The following is a 10,226-nucleotide window of genomic DNA, read 5'->3' on the forward strand; positions in this document are numbered from 1 at the left end:
GCCAAAAGACTCGGCCCTCTCGACAAAAACGTCCTCCGCTACAAAGAATCCGACCGCGTATCAGCATAGGGGTCAGGCACCGTCTACCTTTCCGTCTACCTCTGCCCAACCAGGGGTCAGGCACCGTCTACCTTTCCGTCTACCTCTGCCCGGCTCTTTCTGGGTTTAATGATGTGGCCGGCTGTCGCCTTCGCGATTCCACAATGTTCCGCAATCTCCCTCAAATCATACCCGTGAAGAAAATGTGCGTCTTTAATGAGTTTGTCGCGGCCTTCGCTTGTGTTCTATCAGCAATACAAGCAAGAATCAACCCCGAGCGGTAGACGGAAAGGTAGACGGTGCCTGACCCCTGTTCTATTATTACAGGCATGTCACTGGTAGTTCAGAAGTTCGGCGGGACGTCCGTCGGCGATGTCGAAAAAATAAAGAAGGTGGCTGGCAGAGTCGCCGAGAGCAGGAAGCGCGTCGACCACGTCGTAGTCGTTGTCAGCGCGCTTGGCGATACCACCGACAGGCTGGTCGACCTCGCGGCGCGGATCTCCGGAACTCCTCCCGAGCGCGAGATGGATATGCTCCTCTCCACGGGCGAACAGATTTCCATGGCGCTTCTTGCGATGGCGCTGAACGAGCTGGGCCAGGACGCCATCAGCATGACCGGCCAGCAGGTCGAGCTGCTCACCGACACCGGCCACACCAGAGCGAAGATCAGGCGCGTGGGGGTCGAACGGGTAATCCGGGAACTTCGCAAGGGACGCGTCGTGGTGGTTGCCGGTTTTCAGGGCGTGACCGGCGAGGGAGAGATCACCACCCTTGGCAGGGGCGGCTCGGATACGACCGCGGTGGCGCTTGCCGCGGCGCTGCACGCCGACTGCTGCGAGATATACACTGATGTCGACGGCGTCTTCACCGCCGATCCGCGCGTCGTGCCTGAAGCGCGCAAGCTCGAAGCGATCTCATACATGGAGATGCTCGAGATGGCGGCAACCGGCGCCCGGGTGCTTCAATCTCGCTCGGTTGAGTACGCCAGAAACTATAACGTTCCGTTGCACGTTCGGTCGAGCTTCCACGATGGCGTTGGGACATGGGTCAAAAGCGAGGATGATATCATGGAAAAAGCGATTGTAAGCGCCGTGACTCACGACTTTGGCGAGGCCAAGGTCACCGTGTCGGGCGTGCCGGACCGTCCGGGCGTGGCCGCCCGTCTCTTCGGCGCTCTTGCCGGGGCGGACGTCAACGTGGACATGATTATTCAGAATGTGAGCGAGCGCTCCCGGACCAATATCTCGTTCACGGTCAGCAAGGACGATCTCGAGAAGGCTCGCGAGGTCACCGACGACATCGCGAAGTCGGTTGACGCCGGAGACGTCACCTGCGACGCGGACATCGCGAAAATCAGTCTCATCGGCGCGGGCATGCGAACCAACATGGGTATCGCGGCCGGCATGTTCCAGACGCTCGCGGACAACGACATCAACATCGGAATGATATCGACGTCCCCGATCAAGATATCTTGCGTCGTGAGAAGCGCTGACGGAAAGAAAGCCGTGCGTGCCCTGCACGACCACTTCAACCTGCGGGAGAAAAAATGAAAGAGCCACGCGTGGCCATCGCCGGCGCGACCGGCATGGTAGGCCGGGAGTTCATGAAAATACTCGAGCAGCGCGACTTTCCTGTCGCGAGTCTTCGCCTGCTCGCTTCGGAACGTTCGCGGGGAAAGTCGCTCGAGTTTCGCGGCGAGATTCTGCCCGTAGAAGTCCTCGATGAGAACTCGTTTGACGGAATAGACATAGCGCTGTTTTCCGCGGGCGGCGATATCTCGCGCGCTTTCGCGCGCTCGGCGGCTGGCGCGGGCGCTGTTGTCATCGACAACTCGAGCGCGTGGCGGATGGATCCCGACGTCCCGCTTGTCGTGCCCGAGGTCAACCCGGATGATGCCCTCAAGCACAACGGCATCATCGCGAACCCGAACTGCTCCACCATTCAGATGGTCGTGGCGCTCGATCCTCTTCACAGGAAGTACGGGTTAAAGAGAGTTGTCGTCACCACTTTTCAGGCTGTCTCCGGGACAGGAAAGAACGCGGTCGAAGAACTGAAGAGCCAGATTACGGCCATCGAAGCCGGCGACCCGGTGACCGCCCGGGTTTATCCTCACCAGATAGCGTATAACTGCCTGCCCCACATAGATGTCTTCCTCGACAACGCTTACACAAAAGAAGAGGTCAAGATGGTCGATGAAACCAGAAAGATAATGGGCGTGCCCGGCCTTCTGATAACCGCGACCTGTGTAAGAGTGCCGGTATTCGTGGGGCACAGTGAATCCGTCAATTGCCAGTTCGAAAATCCGGTCGAGGTCGTGGACGCTCGCGCGATCCTGAAGCGCTCGCAAGGTGTCGAGGTCGTGGACGATCCGGCGGAAAGTCTTTACCCGCTTGCCACCGGGTGCGCCGGTAAAGACCCATCGTACGTCGGCCGTATCCGACGGGACTTCTCCGCTCCCAACGCGTTGAACCTCTGGATCGTCAGTGACAACCTTCGCAAGGGAGCGGCGCTCAACACAGTTCAGATCGCGGAACTCATGCTTGATTGACGGCCCCGCGGCGGTCACGCGCTCACAGTAAACGAGGGAGCCCTTTCTTATGGAGATGCCGTATCCGCCCGGCGACAATCCCTCGCGGTGCGCCCTGCACCGTTTAGCCCCGGTCGTGGCGCGCTGTATGGGTTGCGGCCGCTTTCTCTGTTCACGGTGCCGCATCGTCCACGCCGGCAAGAACTACTGCGCGTCCTGTCTCTACCGTCCGGGCGCCGTGGCGCCGGCGCAATTCCACGCCCGTCCCGCTCAATATTGCCCACCACCTCCGCGGGCGTTGGGAGTTTACGCCTCATGCGGGAGTACTCCGCCTCTCGTCGGCTACCGGCCAAAGAGAGAGGTTGTCTTTGAAAACGCTCCGTGGAGCGCCGGGGAAGCGCTTGCGATCTTCGGCATCGCGCTCGTTCCGACGGCGGTCCTGTCACTCCTTGTGAAACAGATACTGTTTGGCGCTTTCTCTAAGACCACCGCCACTTTCCTGCTCATCTTCCTGGCAAGCGCGATGCTCTACGTTTTCCTTCTCGCTGGCACTTTCTACTCCGTGAAGATAAGACACGGCAGCACGCTGAACGCGCTCGGCATCAGGACGCGGGGGCTTGGCAGGGGGTTGCTCCTGGGAATCGTGGTGGGACTCCCGCTCTTAGCCGCCGCGATTTTCATGGCGCTTATAGCAGAGAATCTCTTCGGGCCCGTGGATACCGATATCGTGTCGAAGTCTGTAAACAAGATATCAAGCGGCGGCGTTGGCATCGGGCTCGTGGCGCTTCTGGCTATCACACTCATCGTGCTGGCCCCGATTTGCGAGGAGATCTTTTTTCGCGGCTATCTTTACCCGGCCCTGCGGAACAAGATGGACAAACAGCCAGCGATGATTTTAAACGGGCTCATTTTCGCCGCGGCCCACTTCGAGCCTGTTGGTTTCCTACCGCGCTTTCTCCTGGGCTGGGGGCTCTGCTATGTCTACGAACGGAACAGAACCATTGGCGCGCCTGTAGCCGGACACGCTCTGTACAACGGACTCATCCTGCTAATCGCTGTTTTTTTCCGAATATGATTCGTATTCTGGTGTCCGATTGATTGACGGCGCGCCTCTGAAAGAAATATATTTACTCAAACGGGGCGCGAGGTGAAAAAGAGAAGTGAGGCAAGGTGAAATCGAACAAAAAAGTCGTCGTGGGGGCAAAGGCTGCTCTGATCATCATGTTTCTTGCGGTGGTCTCCGCGGGCTGCGGGGGCGGTACTGTCAAGGTTGAAGTAACCCGCGTCGGCCCACGCTCCATCGAAGAATCGGTTACAGTAGCGGGGAGCTTGCAAGCGGCGAGTCCCACACAGGTCATTCCACAGGTTTCCGGCCCGGTGGCGCAAGTCTTCGTGCAGGATGGCCAGGAAGTAGTCGCGGGCCAGCCACTGCTCCAGCTCGACACATCCACCCTCGAGCAGCAACTGCTCTCGGCTAAGGCGGGCCTGGAATCAACCAGATCCCTTGCGGGGATGTTTGCTGGCCTCTCGTCCTCTGTCGCCGGCATGGGCTCTGCCGTCAACTCGGCTCTGTCGAGTGTCGACGCCGGCATCGCAAGCCTTTACAACATAGAAAAAATGGTCGTTCCCGCTCTGCCGGAGGATCAGCGGCTCATAGCGCTGCAAGCAATTGAGGCTTCCTATCAATCTTATCAGGCGCGGGCATCTGGCAGGACACCAGTTTCCACTGGCGGTGGGGGGTCGATGAGCACCGGCGCGCAGGAGGCGTCGTCCAATAAAGCTATAGAGAACGCGAAGAAGAACCTGCAAGCGGCTACGATCGTCGCGCCGGCGTCCGGCGTCATCGTCTCAACGCAGGGAGGCGGAGGGTCAATCGACAGCTTGATGAGCACTCTCATGAGCAGCTTCAGCAACATGATGCCATCAGGTCTGAACCTCTCGTCCCTCTCCAGCATGTCCGGAGGGCTCGGGAATATCGGGATGCCATCTTCAGGCGCCATCGTTCCAGGCTCTTACGTCATGCCAGGCACGCCGATCTACACCATTGTTGACCTCAAGAGCATGTGCATGATCGCCAAGGTCGACGAGGCGGACATCGCTAAGATCGCAGGAAATCAGGGGTCAACCGTGAATCTCGAGGCTTACCCCGGCAAGAAGTTCACCGGCGCCGTGATCAAGGTCGCCGATACCGCCACAAAAAACGAAGCCGGCGCGACCGCGTTCGATGTCACAATCGGGTTAGCCACCGCGGACATCAACCTGAAAATCGGCATGACAGGAACCGCCAACGTCATCGTCGCCACCAAGCAATCCGCGCTTGTGATCCCGATCGAGTCTATCGTCGAAAAAAAGGGCAGGAAGTACGTCTTTAAGGTCAAGGACGGGAAAGCCCGTCTATCTGAGATAAAGACGGGCATCGTTTCAGAGAACAGCGTCGAGGCAACCAACGGCGTAGAAATCGGCGACAAAGTCGTGGTCAAAGGCGTCGAGAAGTTAAAGGACGGCCAGAGAGTTAGCATCAGTTCGAAATGATTAACTGCCTGTGTGCCCTTCGCCATCCCTGCTCAACATCAATTAGTTTTCCTCTTATGAATAGGTGACGCTGAACACCGGGATTAGAACCAGTCGGTCGTTCTCGCGTAAGGCTGGAATAACATCGCGTAGAGATCCATCGCATAGCGGTCGGTCATGCCGGCCAGGTAGTCGCAGATAACCCGCTCCAGCGGCTCGAATCCGAGGTCTTCCCGGAGCGCGCGTGGCAGCAGCGAAGGATTTTCGATAAAAGTTTCATGGATTCCCGCCAGCATGCGCCCTCCTTTGTAGGTCATCCTGCTCACGATAGGGTTAGTGTAAACCTCGTTGAGCATAGAGTGCGCTATTCGTTCGACCTGCTCTCGCGCGTCGTCCGAGAAAGATACGACAGGCTTGCTGTAACATCGTACGTCAAGGGCGCTTTGCACGCCCGATGAGGAGATGTTGCGCCGCGTCCCGTTGACAACATCGACGATCAGGTGGTTGATGAGGTTGCTGATCGCCCGCATCCGGCCGATATCGGTCTCTGAAGAGCCGAGGTCCCAGGAAGGGCCGGAGACCGATTGCTCCATTACCGCGACAAGCTCGGCTGTCAGCGGGATTTCGCGCGCTTTTTGCTCGAGCCACTCGGGGCGTGCAAGCTTGATGCGAAGGGCGTCGTCGAGGTCGTGGGTGCAGAAAGCGATTACGTCGGCGGCGTTGACCGCCTGGCATTCGGCGGACGGTTGTTCGTATATGTCGAACTCGTCTAAAAGCGGGGGATTGTCAAACACGGTATGGTGCCGTGCCAGGCCCTCGCGGGTTTCCCAGCACAGGTTGAGGCCGCGGAATTGAGGATAGGCGCGCTCGAGGCTGTCAACGACGCGCAGGCCATGAATATTGTGTTCGAAGCCGCCTGAATCGCGCAGCAGTTTGTTCAGCGCGTGCTCGCCGCCGTGCCCGAACGGCGGGTGGCCGATGTCGTGCACAAGGGCGATAGCCTCAGCCAGCATCTCGTTCAGGCCGAGCATGGACGCGATCGATCGAGCAATCTGCATTACCTCGATAGTGTGGGTCATCCGCGTTCGGTAGAGGTCGCCTTCGTGGGTGACGAAAACCTGTGTCTTGTGTTGAAGCTTTCGAAACGAACCGCTGTAGAGGATGCGATCGCGGTCGAGCTGGAAGCGCTCTCTGTTGGGACACGACGGGTCATCGAACGCGCGGCGCCTCTCGACTTTCGAGGGCAACTCATCCTCACGCGCGGCGAGCGAGTCAGACATTGGACGGGACCTCCTTTACAGTGCGCGTGCGCGGACGGTTTCTGTCTAAAAAGAGATTCTAGCACGCCCGTATGACACGCCAAACGCAACACATGAGGTCAGGCCCCCGGTGTTGCGTTTTGGTATCATTTGATTACCACGAAGGCCTCGAGCGACATCCATCGACTTTAAAAAAAGACCTGACCCCAAAAGTTAAGCCCAGGCGTATAATTATTTGGATGTTCGCGGACGGGGAGATTCAGGTGACCGATGACGGGATAGCAAGAAAAAGCAAGGATGAAGTCTCGGCATCTATCGTCGAAGTGCTCCAGCACCTTTTTACCGCGACGAAGTCGGTGCACATGTATCCGCCGGAGAGTCCCTCCGCCATGAGCATGGTAGAAACAGCTTATCAGGTCGTGCTTGACATGATACCTACCGACGGTTCATTCGACCTCAGCTTTATCGAGAACAAATTCCTGGTAAACGGCGAGATGCTTGATGAAGCGCTCCAGAAAAAGGGCATCCTCCAGAAATTCCACGAGCTCCTGAAAGCCCGAAAGTTGAGCAGCGTCACTTTCTGGTCCGGATTGACAATGGAGGAGCTAAGAAAGTTCCTGGTCGTGCTTGGCGCCAAAGTTCCCATGGTAGAAACCGAGGACCAGGTGGCGCTGTACAAGGAACTCGAGGAAGAGGGCATCAAACATATCGAGGTGGACGAGCAAATCTACGTCGCCATATCAAAGCGAGAAAAGGTCGTGGACGCGCGCGCCGCCGTTGAACGGGAGGAAGATACTGCCCTGAAGTTGCTAAAGGACGAGGTCTTCACCCGCTTTCTTGCTGGAGAAGTGTCTCTGACAGACCTGGATCCGGCAACTACCAAGGAAATCATGTCTGATCCTGACAGGATGATATCTATGTTGCAGGGAGTGATATCCGCGAAAGGTTGGGATACCGAGCTTAAAACACTCCCATTCAGAATAGACGAGACCAGGGGGATACTGGAGAGAGTGTCAGCGCTCATCGAGCAGGTAGATGACCCTCTTGTGCGAAGCAAACTGGGCAGGGAAGTCAGCAAAATAACACAAGAGATGGAAACCCCGCAGTTGACCGAGATACTGCTCACATCGGCCGGACGCGCCGGCGCGAAACCGTCATTCATGCCGAAAGTCGTCCTTCCTCTTCTGAGCGACGTGAAATTATCCGCGGTAGTGGAATCCGCGGTAGATGAGCACAAGCGGCTTAGCGAACAGGAAACGGGCAATGAGTGGCCCAGCAAGCGCATGATGGCACTGGAGTCGATTCTCAACGACGCGTTGGCCTCCGCGGGAGGTGAGATGGCGCAGCGGCTCGCGGATAGATTGCGCAAGACCGGAGTCGATGAAGCTTTGACCGAGAAGGCGGCTTCTAAATCAGGCGTTGAGCTGGCGAAGTTGCTCATAGCGGGTGGTGAGGTAGAGCTATGCGACCGTGCCAGCGGGCCAACCCTGGCGGCTGCGGCGACATACCTGTTCGAGAATGAAAAGGACGATACAGGGTCGCTTGTAATAGAAAAGATCGCGGAGAAGTTCATGAAACTGTCGTCCGATTCCCGTTCCGTGGCCGCCCGGCAGCTTTGGGGGTTGTTTAAGGCACTGAAAGATCTGGGAAAGGAGGCGTTCGCCGCGGATCTCATGAATACCGTCTCTGAGACGCTGGAGGAGGAGAAAGCTGTTGTCTCGACGTTTGCGGATCTCACAAAGACAATGGAGAAAGTCACGGCTGGAGGAGAGGCCACTGTCGCCGCGGGTGTGCTCGAGTCGCTCAACCTGGGATCAAAGATGCCGGTTTCCATAGAGGCGATAGAAAAACTTATGACCGCTGATGCCGGGAAGGTCGTGCGGGCAATTTTTCAGTCGGGAGACAAGTTGGCTGAGGAGGCGATATCCAAGGTGCTCCTCGGGATGGAGGATCAGGCCGTCCCGGCGCTCATAGAAACGGCCCTTGGCGCGACCAACGAGGAGATGCTTGATTCTGTCGCTGAATCGCTTATGCGGATGAAAAGTGACCCGATACCGCTCATCGCCGCCAGGTTCCAACTGGTGGAGATCGAGCCATTTCAACTGATCAACTTGATAAAGCTTGTGGCGACGCTGGGGGATGAGGACTCGGCATCTGTTTTTACTCCCTTGCTTGCAAGCGAGGACGTGGAAATACGGGGCGAAGTCATTCGGGCACTGGGCAGGCTTGGAGGGAAGCAGGCATTGCATATGATGCTATCCGAGAGCGTCGAAACAGACGTAATCCTCAAGACGGCCGCGGTCAGGGAACTCGGCAAGTTTCACGATTATCTTGCGGTAAAGCGCCTCATAGAGATAGTGACCCACAAAGAAAAAGGCGAACTCCCGGAGGATGAACTGGTCATGATTGCCGCATGCAGATCCATCGGCGACCTTCGCGTTCACCAGGCAGTCCCGATACTTATGGATATTGCTAAGAGCAGAAAGTCGCACGAAGCGTATTCCGAGAAGTTAAGAGCGGTAGCTACTGCCATTCTGGGCATGGTGGGCGGAAATGACGCACACAAGGAGCTTCGTGAACTGCTAAAGGACCCCAGCTTGCTTATCCGGTCAACCGCGAGGAAAGCGTTGAGCGGGTAACTGAACGATCCCGGGGTAAATCCCTAGATTTCGCTTCGACCGTCGAGGGCGCGGCCCAGCGTGACTTCATCCGCGTATTCGAGGTCGCCACCTACGGGAAGGCCGCGTGCGATCCGCGTGACCCGCACGCCGAGAGGTCTCACCAGTTGCGCCAGATAGAGCGCTGTCGCCTCGCCTTCCGCGTTCGGATTGGTCGCGGTAATCAACTCCGTGACCTTGCCCTCTCGTAACCGTCCGATGAGCTCCCGGATCCGCAACTCCTCAGGCCCCACGCCATCGATGGGTGATATCGCGCCACCCAGCACATGATACTTTCCTTTGAACCGCCCGCTTTTCTCGATCGCTATCACATCGCGAGGCTCCTCGACCGCGCAAATGATCGATTCGTCCCGCCGCCCGTCAGAGCATATTGAGCAAAGCTCTCCCTCCGCGATATTGAAGCAGGTGGAACAGAACCTGATTTTGTCCTTGGCCTCGACGATCGCCCTTGCGATCTCCACGGCTTCCGTCCTTGGAATAGACAGGAGAAAAAACGCTATCCTCTGAGCCGACTTAGGCCCAATGCCCGGCAGGACACACAACTTCTCTATGAGATTCTCGAGGGGCGCCGCGAAATATGCCATGCTTTGATGCTCTCTTGACGTTCTCTACAGACCCGGTATCCCAAGCCCCTCCAGGCCGCCCGTCAGCCCCTCCATGCGCCTGGAAGCAAGCTCTTTTGAGCTCTCAACCGCGCCATTAACCGCTACCAGGACAAGATCCTCGAGCATGCTAACGTCGTTTGGATCCAGAACCTGCGGGTCGATCGTGATGCTCTGAATATTCTGATTCCCGTCCGCCACAACCTTGACCACGCCGCCGCCCGCCACATACTCGACGGTCTCCTTGCCCAGGGTCTCCTGTGCCTCGGCTATCTGTTGCTGAACTTGCTGGAACTGCTTCAGCATGTCCCCGGGGCCGGCCTTCTGTGCTTTCGACCTGGGATAGTAACTGCCTTTGGACATCTACTTCTTCTCCTCCCCGCTCTCCTTCATAATCTTTCCGTCAAAACGTTCCTTGACAAGCTGTGCCATCTCAACCAGGTTTTTGTTTTCCGTCGGGGCTTCTTTCTGTTTCTCTCCCGGCGCCGCCACGCTTCTCGATGGGGAAGACGGGCTCGAAGCCTCCCCCGTATCCACAACAGCCGACGCGCTCGCGGGCACGCTCTCCAGCCGAACCTTTACCTGCTCGCCGACGAATCGCTCCCACGTC

The 10,226-nt window shown here is 57.5% G+C and carries 9 protein-coding genes; 5 read left to right on the forward strand and 4 right to left on the reverse strand.

The features are described 5' to 3' along the window. Nucleotides 1–368 precede the first annotated feature (368 nt). The 4 genes from CVT63_02175 to CVT63_02190 all read left to right on the forward strand — a co-directional run bounded on the left by CVT63_02175 (nucleotide 369) and on the right by CVT63_02190 (nucleotide 5,098). Nucleotides 369–1,589 (forward strand): aspartate kinase, encoded by a 1,221-nt coding sequence (locus tag CVT63_02175; GenBank protein ID PKQ28559.1) that lies wholly within the window; start codon nucleotides 369–371, stop codon nucleotides 1,587–1,589. Beyond that, on the forward strand, nucleotides 1,586–2,587 hold the full coding sequence (locus CVT63_02180; GenBank protein ID PKQ28560.1) for an aspartate-semialdehyde dehydrogenase: 1,002 nt from the start codon (nucleotides 1,586–1,588) through the stop codon (nucleotides 2,585–2,587). Before CVT63_02175 ends, CVT63_02180 begins: the two co-directional genes overlap by 4 nt. Before the next feature lie 49 nt (nucleotides 2,588–2,636). Continuing rightward, nucleotides 2,637–3,641 (forward strand): hypothetical protein, encoded by a 1,005-nt coding sequence (locus CVT63_02185; protein ID PKQ28561.1) that lies wholly within the window; start codon nucleotides 2,637–2,639, stop codon nucleotides 3,639–3,641. A gap of 95 nt (nucleotides 3,642–3,736) precedes the next feature. Further along, nucleotides 3,737–5,098, forward strand: a complete 1,362-nt coding sequence (locus tag CVT63_02190) for a hypothetical protein (protein PKQ28562.1) — start codon at nucleotides 3,737–3,739, stop codon at nucleotides 5,096–5,098. Nucleotides 5,099–5,181: 83 nt separating this feature from the next. On the opposite strand, the gene CVT63_02195 is transcribed toward CVT63_02190, so the two are convergent. Beyond that, a complete protein-coding gene (locus CVT63_02195; GenBank protein PKQ28563.1) occupies nucleotides 5,182–6,357 on the reverse strand; it encodes a deoxyguanosinetriphosphate triphosphohydrolase in 1,176 nt (391 codons plus the stop codon). 218 nt (nucleotides 6,358–6,575) lie between these two features. On the opposite strand from CVT63_02195, the gene CVT63_02200 reads away from it, so the two are divergent. Further along, nucleotides 6,576–8,975, forward strand: coding sequence for a hypothetical protein (locus CVT63_02200; protein PKQ28564.1), 2,400 nt, complete (start codon nucleotides 6,576–6,578; stop codon nucleotides 8,973–8,975). A gap of 23 nt (nucleotides 8,976–8,998) precedes the next feature. On the opposite strand, the gene CVT63_02205 is transcribed toward CVT63_02200, so the two are convergent. The 3 genes from CVT63_02205 to CVT63_02215 all read right to left on the reverse strand — a co-directional run. Next, nucleotides 8,999–9,598 (reverse strand): recombination protein RecR, encoded by a 600-nt coding sequence (locus CVT63_02205; protein PKQ28565.1) that lies wholly within the window; start codon nucleotides 9,596–9,598, stop codon nucleotides 8,999–9,001. Between the two features lie 24 nt (nucleotides 9,599–9,622). After that, complete coding sequence (locus CVT63_02210) at nucleotides 9,623–9,979, reverse strand: YbaB/EbfC family nucleoid-associated protein (GenBank protein ID PKQ28566.1); 357 nt, start codon at nucleotides 9,977–9,979, stop codon at nucleotides 9,623–9,625. Beyond that, on the reverse strand, nucleotides 9,980–10,226 hold a 247-nt coding region (locus CVT63_02215), incomplete at its 5' end, for a hypothetical protein (protein PKQ28567.1).

Source organism: Candidatus Anoxymicrobium japonicum, assembly GCA_002843005.1.
Taxonomy (GTDB): Bacteria; Actinomycetota; Geothermincolia; order Fen-727; family Anoxymicrobiaceae; genus Anoxymicrobium; species Anoxymicrobium japonicum.